Annotated in this window: 19 protein-coding genes; 7 read left to right on the top strand and 12 right to left on the bottom strand. The window is 44.1% G+C overall.

The window, feature by feature from the left end:
- Window positions 1-115: 115 nt before the first annotated feature.
- Entirely contained in the window at window positions 116-2,953 is a 2,838-nt protein-coding gene (locus EL341_RS09455; RefSeq protein WP_126467648.1) for an autotransporter outer membrane beta-barrel domain-containing protein, read from the bottom strand.
- Window positions 2,954-4,532: 1,579 nt separating this feature from the next.
- Between EL341_RS09455 and agp the strand changes: the two genes are divergently transcribed.
- From agp to EL341_RS09475, 4 genes are all read left to right on the top strand, one after another.
- Window positions 4,533-5,798: a bifunctional glucose-1-phosphatase/inositol phosphatase gene (agp, locus tag EL341_RS09460; RefSeq protein ID WP_074822275.1), complete on the top strand. Its 1,266-nt coding sequence runs from the start codon at window positions 4,533-4,535 to the stop codon at window positions 5,796-5,798.
- 226 nt (window positions 5,799-6,024) lie between these two features.
- Window positions 6,025-6,495 (top strand): hypothetical protein, encoded by a 471-nt coding sequence (locus tag EL341_RS09465; protein WP_074822271.1) that lies wholly within the window; start codon window positions 6,025-6,027, stop codon window positions 6,493-6,495.
- A gap of 353 nt (window positions 6,496-6,848) precedes the next feature.
- Entirely contained in the window at window positions 6,849-7,175 is a 327-nt protein-coding gene (locus EL341_RS09470) for a YggL family protein (protein ID WP_047781157.1), read from the top strand.
- 302 nt (window positions 7,176-7,477) lie between these two features.
- Window positions 7,478-9,130 (top strand): putative transporter, encoded by a 1,653-nt coding sequence (locus EL341_RS09475; RefSeq protein ID WP_047781158.1) that lies wholly within the window; start codon window positions 7,478-7,480, stop codon window positions 9,128-9,130.
- A 204-nt stretch (window positions 9,131-9,334) separates the two neighbouring features.
- Here the strand turns inward: EL341_RS09475 and EL341_RS09480 are convergent, their stop codons facing one another.
- Both EL341_RS09480 and EL341_RS09485 read right to left on the bottom strand, forming a co-directional pair.
- The gene (locus EL341_RS09480) at window positions 9,335-9,817 is read right to left on the bottom strand and encodes a GNAT family N-acetyltransferase (RefSeq protein WP_047781159.1); all 483 of its coding nucleotides are present in this window, start codon (window positions 9,815-9,817) and stop codon (window positions 9,335-9,337) included.
- Between the two features lie 109 nt (window positions 9,818-9,926).
- Entirely contained in the window at window positions 9,927-10,988 is a 1,062-nt protein-coding gene (locus EL341_RS09485) for a 5'-nucleotidase (RefSeq protein ID WP_126467650.1), read from the bottom strand.
- Between the two features lie 253 nt (window positions 10,989-11,241).
- Here EL341_RS09485 and EL341_RS09490 point away from each other — a divergent pair, with 253 nt between their 5' ends.
- Window positions 11,242-12,048 carry a sulfite exporter TauE/SafE family protein gene (locus tag EL341_RS09490; protein WP_074822263.1) on the top strand — a complete coding sequence of 269 codons (807 nt, stop codon included), beginning with the start codon at window positions 11,242-11,244 and terminating at the stop codon, window positions 12,046-12,048.
- Window positions 12,049-12,130: 82 nt separating this feature from the next.
- On the opposite strand, the gene rtcA is transcribed toward EL341_RS09490, so the two are convergent.
- From rtcA to EL341_RS09510, 3 genes are all read right to left on the bottom strand, one after another.
- Window positions 12,131-13,153: an RNA 3'-terminal phosphate cyclase gene (gene rtcA / locus EL341_RS09495; RefSeq protein WP_074822259.1), complete on the bottom strand. Its 1,023-nt coding sequence runs from the start codon at window positions 13,151-13,153 to the stop codon at window positions 12,131-12,133.
- A 79-nt stretch (window positions 13,154-13,232) separates the two neighbouring features.
- On the bottom strand, window positions 13,233-14,456 hold the full coding sequence (locus EL341_RS09500) for an RtcB family protein (RefSeq protein WP_074822256.1): 1,224 nt from the start codon (window positions 14,454-14,456) through the stop codon (window positions 13,233-13,235).
- 692 nt (window positions 14,457-15,148) lie between these two features.
- Window positions 15,149-16,732 (bottom strand): vWA domain-containing protein, encoded by a 1,584-nt coding sequence (locus tag EL341_RS09510; protein ID WP_074822254.1) that lies wholly within the window; start codon window positions 16,730-16,732, stop codon window positions 15,149-15,151.
- A gap of 472 nt (window positions 16,733-17,204) precedes the next feature.
- On the opposite strand from EL341_RS09510, the gene eco reads away from it, so the two are divergent.
- A complete protein-coding gene (gene eco / locus EL341_RS09515; RefSeq protein WP_074822251.1) occupies window positions 17,205-17,699 on the top strand; it encodes a serine protease inhibitor ecotin in 495 nt (164 codons plus the stop codon).
- Between the two features lie 532 nt (window positions 17,700-18,231).
- On the top strand, window positions 18,232-19,932 hold the full coding sequence (gene dauA, locus EL341_RS09520; RefSeq protein ID WP_047781166.1) for a C4-dicarboxylic acid transporter DauA: 1,701 nt from the start codon (window positions 18,232-18,234) through the stop codon (window positions 19,930-19,932).
- A 60-nt stretch (window positions 19,933-19,992) separates the two neighbouring features.
- Here dauA and EL341_RS09525 read toward each other — a convergent pair whose 3' ends face one another.
- The 6 genes from EL341_RS09525 to prfA form a co-directional block, all read right to left on the bottom strand.
- Complete coding sequence (locus tag EL341_RS09525; protein ID WP_047781167.1) at window positions 19,993-20,373, bottom strand: DUF1090 domain-containing protein; 381 nt, start codon at window positions 20,371-20,373, stop codon at window positions 19,993-19,995.
- A gap of 279 nt (window positions 20,374-20,652) precedes the next feature.
- A complete protein-coding gene (kdsA, locus tag EL341_RS09530; RefSeq protein ID WP_047781168.1) occupies window positions 20,653-21,507 on the bottom strand; it encodes a 3-deoxy-8-phosphooctulonate synthase in 855 nt (284 codons plus the stop codon).
- 71 nt (window positions 21,508-21,578) lie between these two features.
- Window positions 21,579-22,394: an invasion regulator SirB1 gene (gene sirB1 / locus EL341_RS09535; RefSeq protein WP_047781169.1), complete on the bottom strand. Its 816-nt coding sequence runs from the start codon at window positions 22,392-22,394 to the stop codon at window positions 21,579-21,581.
- The gene (locus EL341_RS09540; RefSeq protein WP_074822248.1) at window positions 22,391-22,783 is read right to left on the bottom strand and encodes a SirB2 family protein; all 393 of its coding nucleotides are present in this window, start codon (window positions 22,781-22,783) and stop codon (window positions 22,391-22,393) included. Before EL341_RS09540 ends, sirB1 begins: the two co-directional genes overlap by 4 nt.
- A gap of 45 nt (window positions 22,784-22,828) precedes the next feature.
- Window positions 22,829-23,671, bottom strand: coding sequence for a peptide chain release factor N(5)-glutamine methyltransferase (gene prmC / locus EL341_RS09545; protein WP_047781171.1), 843 nt, complete (start codon window positions 23,669-23,671; stop codon window positions 22,829-22,831).
- 9 nt (window positions 23,672-23,680) lie between these two features.
- The gene (gene prfA / locus EL341_RS09550) at window positions 23,681-24,766 is read right to left on the bottom strand and encodes a peptide chain release factor 1 (RefSeq protein ID WP_047781172.1); all 1,086 of its coding nucleotides are present in this window, start codon (window positions 24,764-24,766) and stop codon (window positions 23,681-23,683) included.
- Between the last annotated feature and the right edge of the window lie 22 nt (window positions 24,767-24,788).

Here is a 24,788-nt window from a genome sequence, read left to right on the forward strand (position 1 = left end):
GATAATCTATACAACCATCGCAAACATTATTAAATATGGAAAAATAAAAAACAAAAAAGTGGGTCATGAACAATCACGACCCACTGGTAACAAAGAGGGAAATCCTAATCAATGACTAAAAGTTAAAACGATAACCTGCATTAATCTGACGCTGGTTAAATCTATTGCCGGTTGAGGTATCTAAATCCAGATACACAATATGCTGTTGGCTCAATTGAGCACTCACGCCAACGCCATTATTCCACCAGCCACCTTTAAAGCTGTGACTTTCGGGTGAGCCATTTAATCGGTAATCGGTATCTCCGGCAAGCTCATGCAAATAACCAGTTTTCAGGTAAACATTCAGTGAATTATTACCCTGAGCCAGTTCATAACCCACTACCGCACTGGCTCGACCAATCATCGATTCATAACTACCCAAAGCAACTTTTAGTCCATTACTGGCCTTAATTTGCACCGCATCCTGATGGCTATAACTTAACTGCGCTTGGGGTTCAATATAGAAACCGTTATCTTTCTGGCCTAAACTCAATTTTTGGCCGGATTCCAACGAGAAACTAATACCATCAGAATTACCATCACCATTCACCCGATTATTCTGACTATCTCGCACACTAAATTCATTCTTCAGGCGCGAATATTTCACTACCCCATCCAAATAAAAACCGTCTGGTGCCATATAACTCGCATACATACCAAAATGATGCGATTTTACCGTACCATCTCCTGAAGCGTAATTCGGCGATCCTTTAGTAAGCCCAGTAAACAGACCGATAAACACCGGTACTTGCTCAGTCACTTGTTTATCGGCACCCAGTTGCATTCCGTTATAATTCATATCGAAACGGCTTAACTTACCACCGGCAAACGAATCAAACTTACCGGCAAAGCCTCTCAACCACATATCGCCACTGTGACCATTCTGGCGTAAATCCCCCATACGCTGTAACAACGTTTGGGTTTCCGCATAATTGAGCAAGTAGCCAATATTCAGGAAATTGGCTCCGGCATCGGCTGATGTGGTGATTGGTGGTTTTGGCTTTGGCTCCGGCTTTGGTTTAGGATCTGGCGTCAGGGGTTCCGGTGGCGGTGTATAAGTCCCGGAGGAATACAATTCCCAATTGGTACCATTTTTACGTACATCGTACAAATAACCACCCAGTTCCACCAACCGTGTACTGGCAAAATTCGCCTGGCCATCCTGAGTTTCCACGACGGTTAGTACTTCATTCCCCGTCGTAGCCAAACCACCACGATTTAATACCGTCAATTTATGTTCGCCGGCGCTGCTACCGGTGATCATAAGCTTATCACCGTGACCATTTACCAGGTCGGTGTGCAGAACGAAGCTACCATTGCCGCTAAGGTCTCCAACGGTTAATACCGAACCGGCTTTATCTTCATTAAAATCTATCGTGGTATTGTGCAGTATCAACTTATCAACATTAGAATCTTCGGTTATATTCCAGCGACTATCCGTCATGGTGATATTTAGCGCCCCACCATTAATATGGTCGCTATGTGCCCGACCAGTCCATTGGGAACCCGACTGCATATCAATATTAATAAGGCCACCACGCGACAGAATACCGCCGACAATATCCATTTTTCCGTCGGCATTTATTCGACTGGCGCGATATCCGTCATCCTGTTGAGTAGCAATGGCCATATCCGCCGGATTTGCCATATGAATGGTGGTATCACCCGTCAAATCAATTTGAGCATTCATCATGGCATAAACGCCGCGAGTACCAGCAGCACCGTTAATCGTCAGATTATCACCTTTGATAACCCCCCCACCCAGTGCCCATAAACCTAGCCCCAAGGCGCCGCCCCGGTCAACGTTGATATCGGTATATGATAGATTAATCAGTGAATTAAACTGAGCCGAGGCGCCATAAGATCCGCCAGAGAAAATTGAGTTACGCTCAGACTGGGTGCCCAAAAAATTAATTTTTGCCGTACCCGCATTTCGATAATAAGCCACTAATGCCCCAGCCTGTTTAGACGATAAATGGCTATTAGCACCAATATTTGCCACTGCGGTATCACGGATCTCAACCGCAGTAGAATTAAGGCCTTCGGTCATAACCGTTAAAGCATTGGCTTTTAGCTCACCAAAAGCCCAAATCCCAATGGCATCGTCACCTGAGGTATTAATTTTACTCCCGACGCCTAAATCAACAATCGAGTTCTCTTGAATATTGAAGCCATAGGAAACATTCCCTAGCGTTTTTACCGTTAAGCCTGTGGCGCTCAGTCTGGCAGGCCCATTCACATCATTGCCATTAGCGCCAAAAATATAGACTCCAGACGCCCCATTCCCTGAAGTTAAAATAGTACTATCGCTACCTAAATTAACTGATGTCCCCTGCTGGTTAATGCTTAGACCAACACCATAGTTACCTTTAGTCGTAATGAGCAGCTCATTGGCTTGCAGCGTTGATACACCGCTAATCGTAATACCGTATCCGTACCCACTACCATCACCTTCTACGTTGATCTGACTTCCGGTGCCCAGATCGATATTCGCTTTTTTACCGGTTGCATCTAAACCGATAGCGCTGCTGCCTGTTACATCAATAGACAGACGGTTAGCCGTCAATATACTGTTGTTGCCTTTAACAATAACGCCTCTGGTTAATTTCGTGGTATCAACCGCGGTGATACTGGCATTGTTGGCTAAATTGATATTAGCAGTACGAGAATAATCGTTCAGGATGCCGTATAAAATGCCGTCCTGACGAAGATCGGCAGTAATTTTATCTTGGTCTTGTAGAGTAATCGTGTCTGCATTCTGGCTCCCCAAATCAGCAGCCATCACATGATGCTGAAAAACAAGAGTACTAAAGCTCAGCAGTCCAGCCATGGCTAGCTGTTGATTTAATGCACGTTTAGAGAATTTATGGATAGGTTTTCCCTGAAATTCCCTTTGATATATAGACATATCCATGATTATGCTTCCATTTATGCTAATGACACCCCGAATGAAACCCTACTTTTATTGCGTTAACTAAAAATAATGATCCCACCAACACGATTACTCCATTCAATTTTTTATGGTGAATTTCAGCCAGTGTTAATTTTTGGCGACAAGACAAAACACAGCAATTAAAAAACACACTCTTTAAAAATAAAAAAGAGCGTTTTTTTTAAATTCAAAAAAGAATAAAAAATCATAAACAGACGGTAGTCTTAATTGATAAAAACAACAAATCGTTATTATCAAATCTTTCATCAAAAACAATAGATGAAAACTATCAAACGCATTTGAACGATCGGGATAATCATTATAAATACTGTTAATGAAATGATTTAATGTATAAAAAAATCCAATAAATTCAATTTAAACTATTGCTTATTATAGATATATTTTTATTCTCTCCAGGTAAATTCTGAGTAAAAAAAACCTCATCCATTCTTTCATAAAGAGTAGACATTAACTTTTTAAATCACAAAAAAACACCTTTGCATTTAAAAATAAATAAAAAATACACATAAAAAATAAATATAAAAATAAAAAAAACCATTTTGACAATTAATTGAAAAACACCATTTTAATGGAATTAAAATCCAATAAAAAATCAATTAACATACATAATAAACCCAAACTAAGAACATTTGCGATCGATTACCCTAATGAGCCAAGATCTTTCCATGAAAAAAACAAAAATTAGGTTGAAAATATTGAGGGGAATTAAAAGAGGTAACATCATTGTGTCTCAATGTGATAACTCACCAGAAAAAACCTTTTTCCACGGTGTTGTCAGAATGCTGGCACATGGCTTAATGCTTGTCAGTTAAGAAAATGCGATCGGTAAGTTTTATTTTTTGACCTTTCTTTTGACCTTTATATTGAGCGCTGGAATTCAGCCGACAACTGAGAGAGGGAGCACGCGCATCAGGGATGATGGGCGAAGCGCTGCTTCTCCGGACTAAATGGCGTTAGCCATTTTGAACAGCACTTGTGCTGGCCCGTTAGGGTGAGACTTATGCAATAAGGCGAATAACAGAATCAGCGCCGGTGCGTTAACCCGAGCGAAGGCGGAGGGTAGCCGCCGTAGGCGGTCTGGATTCGGGGGCGAAGGCGTGGGAGTGCAGAGGGCGTTCGCCTAACGCCCTCTGCTCGGCCACATGCACCAACGTTAATTGATGCTCTGCACTGATAGTGGGCGAAACTTTCGCTGTCATTAAGCTTAACTGACAAGCATTAGGCACATGGCTCGATTCACTATCGAGATCTAAAAACCATATCTTTTTTTCAAACTATCGTCTGCCGCTTATGAAAAAATGACGATTAGCCCAGTCATACTGCGGTTATCTAACATTTGCCAACAAAAATCAGGGGTATCCTTGGGAATTCACCTTACAACGACAAGAACTTTACAACTCGTCACATAAAGCAGTTTCATTTAAGATTTCCCTTAGTTCTTCATTATAATGCCTGCTACAACTGAACGATAAAGAACGCCTTGAGCCATGTTTATCATTAAGCTGTAACTCTTCACTCCAGTAATAAGGATGCTACGACAATGAAAAAGTTTACCTCCCGAGCACTGCTATGTTGCCTTCCAATGGTCATCCCCTTTGCGCCTACGGCTTCTGCTGCCGATAGCGGCTATGAGCTGAAACAAGTATTCATGTTCAGCCGACATGGACTCAGGGCACCACTAGCAAACTCAGGCAGCGTCCTGGCAACCTCAACGCCAAAAACCTGGCCAAAATGGGAAACTAAAGGCGGTTATCTCACCCCAAAAGGTGGGGTATTAGAAAATTACTTTGGTCACTACGTTAATGCATGGATGGTTAAAGAAAACCTGTTCAGTAAAGATACCTGCCCGGTACAAGGCGAGACGTTCATTTATGCCAATAGCTTACAAAGAACCGTTGCCACAGCCCAGTATTTTACTTTGGGTGCTTTCCCCGGTTGCGACGTGAAGATTCTTCATCAAGCTGAAATCGGTATCATGGATTCAACCTTTAATCCGATTATTCGTGACGGTTCCGAACAGTTTAAGCAATCGGCACTGAAAGCAATGAATAACGAAGCCGGACCAAAAGGTTTAGATGGATTAAATAAGCAGCTAAAGCCAGCTTATGATTTGTTAGATAAACTGACTGATTATAAAAACTCCAGCGTTTGTCAAAACGATAAGCGCTGCGACCTCAATAGCGAGCCCGCGGAATTTACGCTGGTAAAAAATAAAGAACCGGGTGTTACCGGCCCATTACGTATTGGCACCTCAATCTCTGATGCGTTTATCTTACAATATTACCAAGGTTTTCCACTGCAAGACGTTGCCTGGGGCGGTATTAAATCCGATGCTGAATGGAACAAGTTGGCTGAAATTAAAGATCGCTATGGTGAAGTTCTGTTTGGTTCACCAATAGTCGCCAAGAATGTAGCAGCTCCGCTGATAAAATATATGAATGTTATCTTTAACGATAATGAGGTAACCAAACCCGTTAAATTTAATATGATGGTCGGCCATGATTCAAACGTTGTTTCCCTACTTTCAGTACTAAAAATCAAAGACTATCAACTGCCCGGTCAATTTGAAAAAACCCCCATTGGCGGCAAGATTGTTTTTGAGCGTTGGAAAGATAAGTCCAACAATAAGGATCTGATAAAAATTGAGTATCTCTATCAAACCAAAGAACAAATCCGTCACGCTGAACCCTTAAGTCTTGAACATCCCCCTCAGCGCGTCGTGCTTGAAATGGAAAATTGCCCCATTGACGCCAATGGTTTTTGCTCTTTTGATGATTTCACCAAAATACTGAAATCAGCTATCTAACCTCATTATTGATAGTTATATACCTCGCCACTCCGTACTTCTTCGGAGTGGCGTTCCAATCACTACAGTAACTTTTCACCTTCAACACTGTTCGCCATTTCATCACAAAATCATCTCATCACCACTTACCTCTGGATTTATGACAACAAATGATTTATTCATTATCAAATAAGTCTTCTCCTCATTTATACTTACACCTACAACATCTCATAATGACTAAAAAGCTATGCTGAAGAACATGATTGCAGCCTTAACCATCGTATTGAGTTTATCCACGGTATCTTTAACGCATGCGCAGGAAACTGCCTCGCCAACGGAAGAGCTTTACCAATTTGACAAACATTCTGACTTCACCGTGTTCTGGCATGATTTACAGCTGGCGGTTAGCCGAAAAGATAAAGCGGCTGTGGTAAAAATGATGAATTTTCCCTTCAGCGACTATGATCACTCGCCAATGATTTTCCAGAATGAAGCTGAGTTTCTGGCGCAGTACGATGAGTTATTTGATCCTGAAATGGTTAAGCTGATTGAAAATAACCAATATCGACAAGGTGAAGCCGATCAAAGTCAGGTCGAAGATACCGTCGATCCTGATGGCTATGTTATCGAGCATGAAAATAGTGATAATGGCTATAATCTGGTGATTGAAAAAGTCGACAATGTGTACAAACTGGTACGCATCGCCTTCTACTCATAGCCTGATAATATTGTTACAACAAAATAGTTCATTCTCCTTGCATTGCAGCTTAAGCAGGTCTTAACTAGTAATATCATTCCAAAGGAGGACACTATGAGCCACGACGAGAAAAAGAAACCGTTGAAAACCCCAGAGGAAAAACGCCGCGAAAAACGGGATAAAAAACATCCTCACGAAGAAGATAAGAAAAAATAGGTTCAGCCAAATTGATAGAACCCGACCGATTCGGGTTCTTTATTTATATCCGCTCAAATCACCGTTACAACGTTAAACTAAATCATAAAAACCGTCCCTGTATAGACGCTACCTTCCCATACGGGTAATATCCCCCTTTTCATTTAGAGGATGAACCCATGGCTCAACCACGCAGTCGTCGCTTACGTAAAAAATTGCATCTTGATGAATTTCAGGAAATCGGTTTTACCGTTAACTGGAATTTCACTCAAGACACTGATATCGATACCATAGATGCTTTCGTTAACCGCTTTATCAAAGAAGTGATTGAACCAAACGGTCTTGGCTTTGGTGGCAGCGGTTATATCGACTGGGAAGGCATTGTCTGCCTGCAAAAAATCGGTTCTTGTACCGAAGAGCATCGTAAAATCGTTGCAGACTGGTTAACCCAGAACGGTATGGAAAACGTTGAAACCAGCGAACTTTATGATATCTGGTGGGAATAATCCTCCGTCGATGATTACGACATAAATCGATAACAACGGCGACGGGTATTATCCTTAGCCGTTTTTCTATCCAATCCTCTGCTCTTCAAAAATCCGCCGACTCACCTGAATCGTTTCATGCAAATGCCATTATTATGATTTATATCAATTTTCATTGAGTTTTATTCCTTAGTTTCGGCGAGCCAGTCACAACTTTAATATTTATTTTCTCTATCATGAGTTAAGAATGCCGATGTTTTATAGGTCATTTACCGTACTGTTAAATATTGAGTTATCTGGACACCTGAGCAAGGATAGTAACGATGAGTGATATTGCCCTGACGGTCAGCATATTAGCGCTGGTTGCAGTACTTGGTTTGTGGATAGGCAGTTGGAAAATTCGTGGCGTAGGGCTAGGCATCGGCGGTGTATTATTTGGCGGCATTATTGTTGGCCACTTTACTAATGCCTACCAAATTACCTTAGACAGTAACATGCTGCATTTTGTGCAAGAATTTGGTTTGATACTTTTTGTCTATACCATTGGTATTCAAGTAGGGCCAGGTTTCTTCTCTTCTTTACGCCGTTCTGGATTGCGGCTGAACGGCTTTGCCTGTTTGCTGGTACTGCTGAGTTGTCTGGTGACGGCCGGGCTGCATAAGCTGTTTAATATTCCCCTGCCCATTATTCTGGGGATTTTCTCCGGTGCAGTGACCAACACCCCATCTCTTGGTGCGGGGCAACAGGTATTAACCGATCTGCACGCGGATAGTGCGTTGATTGATCAAATGGGTATGGCTTACGCAATGGCCTATCCATTCGGTATTTGTGGCATTTTACTGGTGATGTGGATAATACGTTTGCTGTTCAAGATCAACATTGAACAGTCCGCTAAAGAGTTTGATCGCCAATCCGGCACTTCAGCCGACAACCTGCAAACCATGAATATTCAAGTATGTAATACCAACCTTAACGGTATGCAGTTACAGGATATTCCGATCATCAATACTGAAGACATTATTTGCTCTCGCCTAAAGCGAGATAATCTCCTAATGGTGCCTTCTGCTACCACCCCCATTCAATTAGGCGACTTGCTACATTTAGTCGGTGATAAGGAACTGTTGAATAAAGCCAAGCTATTAATTGGTAATGAGGTGGACGTTAGTCTGTCAACTCGCACCAGTGACTTAAAAATGGCTCGGGTGGTGGTCACTAGTGAAAAGGTGATGGGTAAAAAGATCGGCGATTTAAATCTGCATCGTCATGATGTGGTGATTACCCGTTTAAACCGCGCGGGTATCGAACTGGTGGCCGGACGCAGTATGTCACTGAACTTTGGTGACATCCTTAATTTAGTGGGGAAACCCTCCTCCATTGATACCGTTGCCGATATTGTTGGTAATGCGCAGCAGCGCCTCCAGCAGGTACAAATGTTACCGGTATTTATCGGCATCGGTCTGGGGGTGTTATTAGGATCTATTCCACTCTTTATCCCCGGATTCCCTGCGGCTTTACGCCTTGGTTTGGCCGGTGGCCCACTGGTTATCGCTCTGATTCTGGGGCGAATCGGTACCTTAGGTAAAATGCATTGGTTTATGCCGCCCAGTGCCAACTTGGCGTTGCGTGAGTTGGGGATTGTCTTGTTTTTAGCAGTCGTTGGTTTTAAATCCGGCGCCAACTTCGTTGATACCTTGATCAACGGTGACGGTATTGCCTGGATGGGCTACGGTGCGCTTATTACGATTGTTCCACTGCTGATTGTTGGTCTGATTGCCTACTACGTCGCTAAAATGAACTATTTAATCATCTGCGGTTTGTTGGCCGGTTCAATGACCGATCCTCCGGCGTTGGCCTTCGCCAATGGAATGCATCCAACCAGCGGTGCGGCAGCCCTGTCTTATGCCACCGTCTATCCACTGGCGATGTTTTTAAGAATTATGTCGCCGCAAATTTTAGCCCTGATTTTTTGGATCTAGCGTCTGACCTTCACAGCGTTATCGGCTATTGTCGTCATTGAATAAGAACGCCATCCCAGTTTTGCTGGGATGGCGTTCTTAAGCCATACGTTGTTATTACGCTAGATTCCGGTTTTCACCGGAATGACGGAAGATGTAGACTTATCGATAATCTCAATGGAGGTCACAAACGTAACTGACTGACATGACTATCCAGAAGAACAACTAAAGTTTTTTCTGCCAAAATACCGCTTTTCCCATCTCTGGGTCTAACTCATAGCCATCAAAACCAAACTTGTTATAGCTACCTTGGGCCACTTTATTGCCTTCCAACACTTCCAATGTCATTTTACAGCAGTTTCTATCTCGAGCGATCTGCTCCACCTTCTCCAGCATCTTCTGGCTTAGTCCTAAGCCACGAAAATCCTTACTCACCACCACATCATGAATATTTACTAAGGGTTTGGCAGCAAAGGTTGAAAAACCTAAAAAGCAGTTAATGAGTCCAGCAGGTTTACCATCAACACAAGCCATTACGCTAAAAGCATGGGGAAGTTTAGCCAGTTCTTTGGTTAAATTCGCTTTAACCTCTGGCGTCAGCGGTTCACCACCGCCCATCGGATCCCGGGCATAATTATCCAATAGCTCGGCCAAGTCCTGAGCCTGCTGTGGATTGGTATAATCAACAAGGCTAATATTGATATTCATATCATTTATCTTCCTAAAATGAGTGAGTTAATTTTCTATCGATTAGCCTATACGCTTAACTTATTGAGCATACTAATCTCTGATTCCGTATTCAGCGATGTGGAGTTATCTATTTCTTATCACTGACATTGTTCAACTTGTTGATGGGCTCTTCAGCCGACGATATCACATCAGATTTAACAGTTGTTTCAGATGCCGTCAATGTCTTCATTTGCATTACCGTTCGTAAAGCAGAATGGCTGGGATAAAGCACTCTGGCAGAGGGGACGCTGGTTGCAGCCGGATCCAAATGGGCATCCTGATCGTCAAAAAAGATATGGGGTTTAAATGCTTTTAAAAACCGGGCTTTTTCTAATCCGCCCAGAAAAAACACCTCATCAACATAAACGCCCCAATGACGTAATGTATTGATCACTCTCATTTCCGCTGGACTATTACGAGCCGTAATCAATGCCAACCTGATGGGAGAATATTCAATTCGTCCCGGCAGGCGTTCCTTAATCTTTGATAACTTAATCAATAAATTAGCGTGAGGACCAGGATTCAGAGGGACATCCTGTTGCTCATTTTCAGATTGATGGAACTGCTGTAACCCCTGTGTTTGATTAATCAGTTCGCTGGCGTCATCAAATATCACCGCATCACCGTCAAACGCAAACCGCACCTGAGTATCTGTATAGGGTTCGACTGATTTCGGCGGCGGATACATCACTGCCGCCGCACACTGATTGGTATCAATTACCCGTTGAGCATCGTCTTCATTGGTGGTTAAAAATAGATCGACATAAAAGGCATCTAAATAGTGAGTGACCGATTCACCGGCGGTAAACGCCGAGCGTGAAATATTCAGTCCACGCTGTCTGATCTCTTTCAACACCCGATAACCGGTCTCAGGGCTATTACGGGAAACCACCACCACTTCAACCAGCGGTTTATCATCGCCCGGCTTTCGGCTGTTATTTAGCGCCAGCATTGCTTTAACCAAAGGCATACCCGTTCCATCCGCCAGCGGGACATTTTCGTTTTCCAGCATATAACGCCGGTACTCTTCCATGGCGGAATCAGGATCTAACTGACGCTTTTGATTAAATACGTTATCGGCAATGGACAAGTCAAATAACGCCGTTGCAGATATTCCAATAACCAAGGTTTCTGATAAATCAATAGCCATTAAAAGTACCTTTATCGTTAACTGCGGAACACGCTAAACTATTCATGATCTTTCCTTTCTGTATCCCGATTATGGTTAACATCCGCTATCTTCTAGCACTATAGCTAACTCAAGCTTAAGCCATAAAGCTAAATAACGAATAATAAGCAACCTTGATAAAATTAAGGGTAATCGTCACGTTTCGGCGTATAATAATAAAAGGTTACCCAATAGCGACTGAAAAAAGACAAATAGATATCATTCAGGGATTATTATGTCGGTATTACTGGCACTTACGATTAAATTATTCATCGGTGCATTACTCGGATTAATCATCAGTACGACAGGCGTAGGCGGTGGTGTATTAGTTCTACCAGTATTAACCTATCTGTTTGGTATGGATGCCCTTTCCGCCGTTGCGACCGCCAATTTGTTATCCATGCTAATGAAAATTTCCTCAACCGGAATGCACTTTCGTATGGGAAATATTTCATTTAAGCGCTCAATGGCCATTCTGGCCGTGATGCTACCCAGTACACTCATTGCCAGCTACGGTATCACCTTTTTAGCATCAGTAGAGGCTTGGCACAGCTATGTACAATTGGCTATTAATATCCTGATTGTGCTGGCAATAGCTATGTCGCTGTTTATTTTTTACAAACGACTACATCAGCCAGAACACTTGGCTAATCAATCAATACCGGAGCAAGCAACCAGCATTAGTCGCTTTATTATTCCGGGAACCTGCGCAGGAATAATCATCGGTGCTACGGGTGTTGGCGGTGGCGTAGTGATGCTACCGCTGCTGATTAGGTATGCTGGCATGAATATCAAGCAGGCGATAGGAACATCGGTCTTTGTCACTATGTTGCTTTCCGGCGCCTCCGCCCTGGCTTATGGTCAAAGTGGTTATACTGATGTGCATCTGGCCTTAGTGCTGAGTATTGGCTCCATCTTTAGCATTCCCTTGGCCAAGTACCTATTAAATAAGTGGTCTGATACCACTTTCCAATATATTACCTTAGGATTTATTCTCTGTAGCGCAGTGACCATGTTATATCGGCTGTTTGTTCCTGTTTGATAAATTGCCGCTGATACTGCCAAAAACAAAACGTACAGCAAACTGGCTGTACGTTGAGGAAAGTAGTTGGGCAGTCATATCGCTAACCTATCTGTATATAAAATAATGAGTCTTGTGGGCATATCTTCATGGCTACATTCACAAACTGACCAATGACACCCATATTGGTAGATAAGTGCGCCGTCACTTTGTGAGTGCTAAAGCGACCAGCCCCAGCTAAGGCCATCGGTAATAACAGTTGATCGGCTAAATGCTCCCCGACAACGGCCATTGAATCCAGATACGCTTGCATTTCAGCACAGGCTTCAATAGCGACTTTCTCCGCTGACTTTCCTCGGGTTCCTATCGTGCAAACAACCTCTGACAAATGCTCAAAATTCATCTGCAGTAATAAGGCATTCCCCGAGCCAGCTACCGGCGATACTTCCTGATGATAAAGCAGGTTTTCATGCCAACCGAGCCGTTGGTTAACAACTTTAAGCTCTCTGACTGCAACAGCATCAGGGATATTCGCCGTTAACGCGTAAGCTGACATCGCTGTCACCTGCCCACGAGCCATCAAATTTAATGTCTGCCATTGATTCACTGGTTCAACCTGCACCTCAACTTCACCACCTCCGGCAGGATAAAACCCATAACGAATCAGTCGTAATGTGGCAATGGCACCCATTTTCGCCATGAGCGGTAGCCAAACCTGCTGTAAAAAAGTGACTGACGGTGCCATCGGATTATGGGTACCACCACGCAATTTGATAGTGCTTTTCCCATCTGCTAGCCATAACGCCGGTAATAATGTTTGTAATACTAGGGTACAGCTTCCCGCGCCACCTAAATCAAATAGATAATCCCCCGGTCTGACTTTTCCCGGTATAAAACTCAATTCAGTCGAGCCAAGCTGCGCACCGACAACCTGAGCGTTACAAATTTCCTGAGCGGCCAACACAGCGGTCAAATGCTGACGCATCAATCCAGGTTTCGCTCTTCCTGCCCGTATCGCGTTAAAACGTACGGGTTTACCCGTAATCATCGACAAAGATAGGGAGGTACGCAAAATCTGACCGCCACCTTCCCCTTGTGAACCATCTATATCAATCCATTGCATCATCCCTTTCCTTTTTAATATTTCTTTTAATATTTCTTTTATTTCCAGCGATGAAAAATGCGCCCTTCACCGGGCGCATCCACTATCCTTTAACGCAAACAACCTGTTTTAAGGTATGTACGATTTCAACCAATTCTGATTGGGCAGCCATAACGGCATCAATATCTTTATAAGCCATCGGTATCTCATCAATCACATCGCTATCTTTACGACATTCAACCCCTTCGGTGGCCTTAATTTGATCCTCAATAGAGAAACGACGTTTGGCTTCGGTACGGCTCATAGTACGCCCAGCTCCGTGGCTACATGAACAGAAGGCTTCCTGATTACCTTTACCACGAACAATAAAGGATCTGGCTCCCATAGAGCCGGGAATAATTCCCAGTTCACCGGCTTGAGCGCTCACCGCCCCTTTACGGGTTACCAGAACTTCCTGCCCAAAGTGCTGTTCTTTCTGCACATAGTTATGGTGGCAGTTCACCGCCTCCATCTCTAGGGTAAACGACTTACTAATCACGCTACGAGCCGCAGCAATCACATTATTCATCATGGTTTCACGATTTAAACGGGCATAGCGCTGCGCCCAATCAACGGCAAATACATAATCGTTATAATGTTCACTACCTTCCACCAAATAAGCCAAATCTTGATGGGGCAAATTGATAAAATGACGCTGCATATCTTTCTTTGCCAACTCAATAAACAAGTTACCAATCGCATTTCCAATGCCTCGTGAACCGGAGTGCAACATAAACCACACGGCTTGATTCTCATCCAGACAAACCTCGATAAAATGGTTACCGGTTCCCAACGTCCCCAGATGTACACGGTTATTGGTATTTTTCAGCTTTGGATATTTATCAATAATTTGTTTGAAGTCTGGATCCAACTGTAGCCAGGCACGATTCACCACTTCGGGTACATCTCCCCAGGCTCCCTTATCACGCTTAGCCCGATTCACTACGCGTCCATGAGGGACGGCGCGTTCAATAGCATCACGTAAAGCAGACAGACTATCCGGTAAATCACAGGCGTGTAGCGACGTTTTCGCAGCAATCATTCCACAACCAATATCCACACCAACCGCAGCTGGGATAATCGCCCCAACGGTTGGAATGACTGAACCGATAGTCGATCCTTTCCCTAAATGCACATCCGGCATCACCGCAATATGCTTAAAGATAAACGGCATTTTGGCCGTATTTTCTAGTTGACGCTTGGCTTCATCTTCTACCGGTACACCTTGAGTCCACATTTTCACGGGACGACCCTGTTCTACGTTCATTACCTGAATTGAAGGTTTCATTATTGTTCCTTGTTATCTCTTTTGTTCGTTATGCTGGCTTTTCCATCCACCATATATATTAAGGTCGGGCGACAAGTGAGCGATGAAACAGTCACAATGCTCTATCCAGTTGAGCTACGGAACCTGGTTAGATTCCGGCGGGAGTTGAACCCGCAACCGTTGCGTTGGATGTAGTTCCATCTGCATTCGCCCTTTTTTCTGCTGCGGTAACAAGTCGTTGACGAAACACTCGCTCTACCTATTGAGCTATTGTTGATTTCTCAACAACCCGGCTTCGAACCGGGAACACTGTAGTTTCGCCTGCATTTACCGCTAATTTTAAAAACAAACCGGTAACAACAAATCATGTCGAGATTGTCTCCTGACGGAGTCCGGATTCGAACCGGCTTAACCATGTAATCCCAACGGGCATTTGTTACCCGTTTGCCGTATCTGATACTTAACTTATCCCAAAAATCGGGGGGACAAGAGTGATGAAACAGTTGGATGCAAGCATCCGGTGCTCTACCCCTGAGCTACGGCCCCATGGTGGCGGAACCGGCGGGACTCGAACCCGCGACCTCCTCATTAGTAGTGATGTAGTTCCATCGGCATTCCCCCCTTTATCTGGGTGTGGCATAACATAATGATGATCGGGAAGATAAATTCCGCGTACTGCTAATATCATTCATTATGCCACATGACTTAACGCCTTATTGTGACAACGTCACCTTATTTATCTCACCTATCCAGTGCTCACTTTGCATCTGTCCGTGGGCAAATGCTGTGATCATCTTGAATACCACATCAGAGAAACCGCCGATATTAAGAATATCGTCCCTTTCCTGTGCCTGAGATGTGGCATAAGGCTGCATATCTAAACAAACCAGCTTTGCCTGCGGGTTACGCCGTTTAAACCGCTCCCACTGGCGCATGGTTTCCGTTGCTTTATCGCCATAACGATTGACGTTCATCCATGACTCGTTATCTGATACCAAAAGAACCAGATCCGCCTGAATATTTTTATCGTTTAACCACTTCAACGGTGCACTACAGTCAGTTCCACCACCGCAGGCCGCTGCCAACTTCGCAGCATTAGTTAATACGGTATCCCGTGGATTTAATCCAACTCTGTCAGCACCAACCACGCTGAACTCAAACGGCAATACTAAGGTATCGCGCTGCTTGCGCAGATACGTTGCGGCAATCAATCCAGCCACATCAACACAGCGCGTCACGCTGGTTGCGCCCTGCCGATAACCGGTTATCGAAGAGTGCATAGAGCCAGATACATCCGGACATACCACCACTTTTCCGTTAATCGCTGGCACATTTTCCAGCGCAATTTCCAACGCATCCTGTAAAGCTTCGCGGATCACCAGAGGAATGCTCTGATTTGCCGCTTGATAGGCGGTCATTAACTGATACGGAAACACTTTTGCTCGGGCAATATTGTTTCTATCGCGTAATTTAGCCGCAATCTCTTTCGCTATGCCCGGCAACTCAAATACACCATGGCGAGCAAAGGTATTTAAATTCATCCGTACCATCTGCCAGCTACCTTGTCGTGCAATCTGCGCCCAATCTTCAGTGGTTAGCGCAAGTGAGGTCAGCATTTGAAACGGTACCGCCGGTAATTCGCCGTTTTCACTTTGACCTGTACGTTTATATTGTTCGAATGCTCGCGTCGCTGGCGGTAACTGCGCTTCGTTATAAGGCTTCCCAATTAACCAGGCAAAAAAAGCCTCTCTCCAACTCTCTTCTGGCTTCGGGTGAACCATTTTAACCACGTCTGCCAACGATGGTGCATTTCCTACCGCCGCAGATAACAAAGCCTGTTCACTCGCCGTATTCAACCAGTTCTGCACCAGTTTTTTAGGCCGTGTTCCTAAAGATTTCCGGCCTACAGCGCCACTACGCAAAATTTGTACAAAGTTACGCAGCATTTTGCCGTTATCCACCACTCGCGGAAATGCCGCGGATAAATACTCGGTTCCGTTTAGCGAAAGCGAGGCTAATAATAAAGCGGGCATATCTTTCATATAACCATATTCACGGCAATACACCGCAATTTTTGCCAGCATCAGCGGTTCAACCTGAGCACATAATCCCAGAACTTTCTCTAACTGAGTTTCTGCTGAAGCATAATAGGTGCCGTTCAGGCAGCCGGTTGCGGCATACTGAGCCAACGCGTGCGTTGCACTAAACTGATAAGCTGTTCCACCCGCTTCGTTAATGGCATCTGCCTTTGGCAATAAACGACCCATTAGCGATTTGAATAATTGATTGTTGGCCATTCTCATTCTCCTTTGAGACAAATTTTAAATTGGTGGATATTGCGAATTATTCAACCTGCAATTTATCCGGCTCCACCAACCATTAACTTGTTCGGTGGTGACGCATTCTGTTATCGGTGCGTCCTTTAATCTTCTCTTTCTGGATATGCTTATAGCGATAACCGTGCCAACTTTTGAAAAATCACAAAAAATAAAATTAACAAATTGATATATAAGGAATAAATATTTATTCACGCTCGCGAACTTAGCCACCACCAAAATCAATTACTCATTTATTTTATAAATTTATATAAATAATTATCCTTTTATCTAGCCGGTAGATATCAAAATTTAAACAATGAAAAAAATAAGCGATGCTTGCAGATAATAAACACGATCTTTTCAACAACCTTACAAAACCGCACGTGGCACAAACGACAGAATCAGCATATAATGCTTATGAATGATTTATCTTAAGAAGGAAAGTGGTGAAATGAACAAAAAACTCGCTTTTATTGCGACTCTGTTATGCGTTTCTAGCACAAGTGTATTGGCATCTGCTACTGAGAAAACGCCAGCGTTGAAAGAAGTCGCCCCCTACCCGGCAGTAGAGAAAGGCCAGGTTCGCCATGCTATCTTCCTGCCTACCGTGGAAAATGAAGATAATCTGAAAGTTGAAATCTCCATGGGTAAAACCATGCAGGTAGACTGTAATCGCCATATGTTAGGCGGTAAGTTTGAATCCAAAGACCTCAAGGGCTGGGGATATAACTATTTCGTCCTGAGTGATGTAACAGGCCCAGCGGCAACCATGATGGCTTGCCCTGACCAGACAAAACACGATGCGTTTGTCGTGATTCCAAGCGCTACTCAGCTTGAACGTTATAACAGTAAATTACCTATCGTTATTTACACCCCAAAAGACATTCAAGTTCGTTACCGTATCTGGACCTCAACCGATGATTTTAAATCTGCTGAAGTAAAGTAATGTCTAACCGTTAAACATTAAAGCCTTCAGTTATCTTTCCGATTCTGAAGGCTTTTTATTAAACCTACCGCATACTTCGAAGTGATACCCGACAACTTTCCCCCTATTCCCACGATTCAATGTTGATACTTTTCATTATTTCAAGGTTCAATGTTAGTCATCAGTTTAAATAACAAAAATAGCCAATAATATTTAGCTGCCTGATGAATCAATCTTATTACTTTAATTACCATGAAATTATTTTATATATTATAACGTTAATTAAAATCGGCCCACCACCGCGGAACACGCCACCCTGACTGGCTTAACTGTCTTTTTAACAAAAGGTTCACCGCCGGTACACAGGTGTTCATTGATGCTTTAATATACATTAATGATGCTACAGATGAGTTACTCATAAATAGCGGGATAAATTGATATATTCCCATGAAATATATTTTTAAAAAGAGTATGGTTATCCAATAGAATTGCGACGGGCGGCTTAGGCGGCCCGCCATTTTTTTCACGTTTTGATGGCTAGGTTTATTCAAAGATGAAAAAGCATGGAATTAACGGTATTAGACCGTTCAGCGCATTAATTGATGCTTGTTGGCATGAAGCCTACACACTACAACGTTTTCTCAAAGATGTTATTGCCGGTATTACCGTGGGTATTATTGCGATCCCACTGGCGATGGCTTTGGCTATTGCCAGTGGCGTTCCCCCCCAATACGGTCTTTATACTTCGGCCATTGCCGGTATTGTGATTGCCGTTACCGGTGGTTCACGCTATAGCGTTTCCGGTCCAACTGCCGCCTTTGTGGTTATCCTCTACCCTGTTTCTCAACAGTTTGGCCTGTCTGGCTTACTTATTGCCACCCTGATGTCAGGTTTCTTCCTGATTGCTATGGGGCTAGCCCGCTTTGGTCGCCTGATTGAATATATCCCTATTTCGGTAACGTTGGGATTTACCTCCGGTATTGGTATTACCATCGCCACTATGCAGGTTAAGGATTTCTTTGGCCTGACGCTGGATGTCCCTGAACACTATATTGATAAAGTGATTGCTCTGGCTTCTGCTATGCCGACAATCAACTGGGCTGATACGCTTATCGCCAGCATTACTCTGGCAGTACTTATTCTATGGCCACGTTTGGGATTACGCATTCCTGGTCACCTTCCAGCGCTATTGGCAGGTACCGCTGTTATGGCGATTCTTTCTTGGTTCGGTTTCTCTGTCGCAACGATTGGCTCAAAATTTCACTATTTAATGCCGGACGGCAGTAGCGGTAATGGTATTCCGCCGATTTTGCCGCAATTTGTCCTCCCTTGGGATCTCCCCGCCAGCAATGGCAAGGCTTTTGACTTAAGCTGGAATACCCTTTCAGCCCTGCTTCCTGCTGCTTTTTCCATGGCTATGCTGGGTGCCATCGAATCATTATTGTGTGCCGTTGTGCTGGACGGCATGACCGGCAAGAAGCACCATTCCAATGGTGAGCTTATCGGTCAGGGATTAGGCAATATTACCGCGCCTTTCTTTGGTGGTATTACCGCCACGGCAGCCATTGCCCGCTCCGCCGCTAACGTTCGCGCTGGCGCAACGTCCCCAATTTCCGCCATCATTCACGCTATTCTGGTGATCATGGCCTTGTTAATATTGGCGCCGGCACTCTCCTATTTACCGCTAGCGGCCATGTCATCATTGCTACTACTAGTCGCATGGAATATGAGTGAGGCTCATAAAGTTCTGGATATCCTCAGGCGAGCGCCAAAAGACGATATTATCGTGATGCTGTTATGCATGTCCCTCACGGTACTATTTGATATGGTTATCGCCATTACCGTAGGTATTGTGCTGGCTTCTCTGCTGTTTATGCGCCGTATCGCTCGGATGACGCGTTTAAGCGAAATTATCGGCGAATCCAATGATAACCGTCTGGTGATGCGAGTTAGCGGCCCACTATTTTTTGCTGCTGCTGAACGGATCTTTAACGAGCTTACCAACCTAATTGAAAATCAACGGGTTATTATCCTACAGTGGGATGCGGTACCGGTACTGGATGCAGGAGGGTTGAGTGCCTTCCAGCGCTTTATTGATGCCCTACCGCCAGAAACAGAGTTGATTAACTGCGATATCCAATATCAACCGCTGAAGACCTTAGCCAGAGCTGGTATTAAGCCGATTACGGGTAAGTTGGCCTTCTATGCCTCAATCACGGAAGCCCTTGCTGCCAGTGAGCAAAAACTATCGTAAATACTAAAAAGCCCTGTCATTTCTGGCAGGGCATAAAAATATGCGTGATTGATGGATTTACTACAGACGGCCTAGCGCTTCATCTAATTCGATCTCAGCTTCTCTCAGCTTACGCTCTTTCTTAGCGATCTTCTCTGCTTTACCAGATACTCTGGCTTTTTCCAGCTCAGCCTGTCGCTTGGCAACCTTACGCTCTTTATCTGCGACCTTTTGTTCGGCATTAGCACGATAATTTCCGTTTGTGCAGTGTGCCTCAACGTTGCTCAACGCACGCTCTAAACCGGCTAACCGATTCATATTATTATATTGTTTAGCGTACTCCATTTGCTGAAGAATTTTCTCCTTCTTAATCTGACAATAATCTTTGCCACTATAAGCATTACCGGCAAAAACCGTTGGAGAAATGATTAATGGTACGATTAAACAAAGTTTTTTTAACATGCGCTATCTCCCTAAACAGCAATAAGATGTTCTCAACCCTTTGAGAATTTGGAGATACTAACATGCAAGTAATCTTAATCAACACGTTGAAACAATTAGTAGCATTTACTGAAACAATCTTAACCTAATACAAGCGCAACACTTTAGGAATCAACTAAATAATAATAAGTTCCGTTTAGCCTACTCTGGTAAAAACGTCAGTCTTGCTGAAAAAAAGCGGCAAAAAGGGGAAACCGTGGTTTCCCCTTTTTAAACGTCTATGTTAAACGTTTATGCTTATTACTTACTGGTATCTAACTCTGGAAAACTTTTCACCAGATCGTCAATCCCTTTCATCTGCATCAGGAACGGCTCCAGCTTATCCAGCGGCAGTGCTGATGGGCCATCACATTTTGCGTGCAGTGGATCTGGATGAGCCTCAATAAACAGACCAGCAATACCCACAGCCATGCCTGAACGAGCCAACTCAGAAACCTGAGCTCGACGACCACCGGAAGCTGCACCTAACGGGTCACGGCACTGTAGCGCATGGGTAACGTCAAAAATAACAGGATGGCCACCGGTCACCTGTTTCATCACGTTAAAGCCCAACATATCAACCACTAAATTATCATAACCAAAGTTGCTACCACGATCGCACAGAATAACCTGATCGTTTCCGCCTTCTTTAAATTTATCAACGATATTTCCCATTTGACCTGGGCTAACAAACTGTGGCTTTTTAACGTTAATTACCGCACCAGTACGAGCCATTGCCTCAACTAAATCAGTTTGGCGAGCCAAGAATGCCGGCAATTGAATAACATCAACAACTTCTGCTACTGGCTTAGCCTGAGCGATCTCATGAACGTCGGTAATGGTTTTCACGCCGAAAGTTTGTTTCAGCTCCTGAAAAATCTTCATTCCCTCTTCCAGACCTGGGCCACGATAAGAGTGAATGGATGAGCGGTTTGCTTTATCAAAAGAGGCTTTAAATACGTAAGGAATGCCCAATTTCTGCGTAACGGTAACGTAATGTTCACAAATACGCATCGCTAAATCGCGAGATTCCAGCACATTCATACCACCAAACAGGACAAATGGCAGGTCATTCGCTACATTAATGTCGCCAATCTTAACCACTTTCTGACTCATACGGTCGGTTCCTTAATTTTTATCGATAATCTTAATCAGGTTGAAGCAACTTCGATTCCGTTTTTCTCGGACTAGTGAAGCGTAATATTACTCTGTTCAATGCTATTAAGCTGTAGCTTAATAATTTCCGTTACCGGATCTTCCGGGCACTGCTCAACAAAATAGCCGAGATCTTTGGCGGCAATATGATGACATTCCAGTTGCGCGTAGATCAGCCCGCGGTCGCGAATTTCATAAGGGTCTTCCGGATCGAAGCTCAACATCAGCTCACTGGCTCTTAAGGCTAACTCCGGTTGATTTTCCTGCATCAACGCCCCTTTTAGGGACGTTAGCAGCTTCATAATAATCTGGCTATTTTCTGCATCACTCAAGTCTTCATAATCCAGACTCGCACTGATACCTAAATGCCCCTTAAGCCAGGCATCCAAAATATCACAGGTTAATGTCTCACCGTTCAATGGATTAATCACCCAGCTTTCCCCATCTAACCAGTCAGCTTTCACTAATAACTGCGTTGGAAAAATAACCGGATAAAGAGGAATACCTAAGCGTTCAGCGATATACATTAAGATAAGGCCTAAGGATGACGGAGCCCCCTGATGGGTTTTTAACACTTTATCCAACCACAACGTATCGGATAAATTATAAATACCACCGGCACCACCAAATCCCCATGTACCATAGAAAAGGTGCAATAACTGCTCTAATTGCGCATCAGCATCGATATCGACAGAAATAACCGCTCTGGCTTTCTCTGCCAGTAGGTCAAGCTGATGCCAAACTTGCTCCTCAGAAAAATCATCACGAATTAACCGAGTAATCAGACAAATCCCTTCGCTTAACGGGTGGTTGTCAAATTCAAAGTCAGCGATATCTTCGCTTTTCATACATACCCCATCACTAACGGCATTTTATTAATGGCTAAAGTGACTATCAGATACAGACATAATATGGCAGCGATAAAAGCCGTGATTCTAATTTTCTGGTTTTTGGCTCGTTTACCCAAGGCTACATGACCTAAACCAATATAAATAATGACTGCAAACAGTTTTTCCGTCATCCAAGTACCTTGAATGCTGAACGGATAAAAATGCGTAATAAAAATCAGCACAATACCGGTGATGAATAAAACCGTATCATTCAGATGCGGTGCTATTTTGAGCCAGCGTTGCTGCATAATCGCTGCACCACGCCACTTCCAGTAAAAACGGAGAACGAACAATGTGATGCTAATCAGCGCAGTAATAATATGTAATTGCTTTACCCATATGTACATAAATAGCCGTTCCTGTTTTTATATCTGATGCTTATGGCTTGTTGTTCAAGCCTGAGGGTCGAACCAGCGGCCTAGCGTTACACGTTCATTGCCGCCATAGTCCTGATGGGTTGCAATCAATTCAAACCCGCGCTGTTGAAATAACTGGCGAACCTGCTCGCCCTGCGTCCAACCATGTTCAAGCAATAACCATCCTCCTGACTTGAGGTATTCCGGCGCATGCTCAACAATATGACGTAAATCAGCTAAACCTTCCTGAGCAGCAATCAACGCACTATCCGGTTCATAACGGACATCCCCCTGACTCAGGTGAGGGTCCTGCTTATCAATATAAGGGGGATTACTGACTATCATATCAAAATAGGCATCGTTGAATGGCTCGAACCAATCCCCTTGCATAAAATGAACATTGTTGATATTCAGATTATCCGCATTATCCTGCGCCAAAGAAATGGCCTCTGCCTGATAATCAATTCCGGTAACCGAACAGTCCGGCCGCTCACTGCCCAAAGCCAGCGCTATCGCCCCAGTTCCCGTTCCTAGATCGAGAATATCGCAATCTATCGTTGGTAAACGTTCCAGCGCCAGCTCCACCAATTTTTCGGTGTCCGGACGAGGAATTAAAGTGACGGGGGAAACTTTTAACTGCAGTGACCAAAACTCACGGGTGCCGACTAGATAGGCAATAGGTTCCCCGTTTATTCTGCGATTCAGTAATTCATCCAGACGGTTTACCTGATCGGCGGTCAGCATAGTTTCACTGAACGCCATCAGAAAAGTTCGGGTTTTTCCGGTGACATATCCCAGCAAAATTTCCGCATCTCGCTTAGGGCTATCACCACCGGTCAACTTAGTGATGGCTTGTTGAAGCCATTGATTAAATGTCATCAGTTAAAATTATGCATCTTGTTCTGACAGCGCAGCCAATTGGTCTGCCTGATATTCTTGAACAATCGGTTGAATTAACATATCCAACTTCCCTTCCATCACCTCATCCAAACGATATACCGTTAGGTTTATTCGATGGTCAGTAACCCGTCCTTGAGGGAAGTTATAGGTTCTATTACGGTCAGAGCGATCCCCTGAACCTAACAGATTACGACGCGTTGAGGCTTCTTCCGACTGTCGTTTCTGCATTTCTGCAGCTCGGATTCTGGCACCCAACACCGATAACGCTTTCGCTTTGTTCTTATGCTGAGAACGCTCATCCTGACACTCCACCACGATACCGGTAGGTAAGTGGGTAATGCGAATGGCGGAATCCGTGGTGTTAACGTGCTGTCCACCTGCCCCTGATGAGCGGAAGGTATCAATTTTCAAATCAACCGGGTTAATCTCTGGCAATTCAGCCTCCGGGATTTCCGGCAGAATAGCAACTGTACAGGCGGAAGTATGAATGCGCCCTTGTGATTCAGTTTCCGGCACGCGTTGAACCCGATGACCACCCGACTCAAACTTCAGTTGACCATAAACCCCATCACCGGAAATTTTCGCGATAATTTCTTTATAACCACCGTGCTCACCGTCGTTGGCGCTCATGATCTCTACACGCCAGCGGCGGGATTCAGCGTAGCGGCTATACATACGGAACAGGTCACCGGCAAAAATAGCCGCTTCATCGCCGCCAGTACCGGCGCGAACTTCCAGATAACAGTTACGTTCATCATCAGGATCTTGCGGTAGTAATAAAACCTGCAGTTGCTGTTCTAACACTTCCGTCTGCTGTTTGGCTTCATCAATTTCTTCCTGAGCCATTTCACGCATTTCAGGATCGGCCAACATCATTTCTGCCGTGGCCAAATTTTCCTGAACTTGTTGCCACTGACGGAAGCAGTCTGTCACATCGCCCAATTGGGCATATTCTTTTGAAAGTGCACGAAAACGATCCTGATCGGCGATAACCGATGCATCTCCCAGATGTGCCTGTACTTCTTCGTGACGCTCTTGTAGTGCTTCTAACTTAGCTACAATAGAAGGTTTCATGCGTGGCTAAATACCCTATGAA

This window comes from Pragia fontium (assembly GCF_900638655.1).
Taxonomy (GTDB): domain Bacteria; phylum Pseudomonadota; class Gammaproteobacteria; order Enterobacterales; family Enterobacteriaceae; genus Pragia; species Pragia fontium.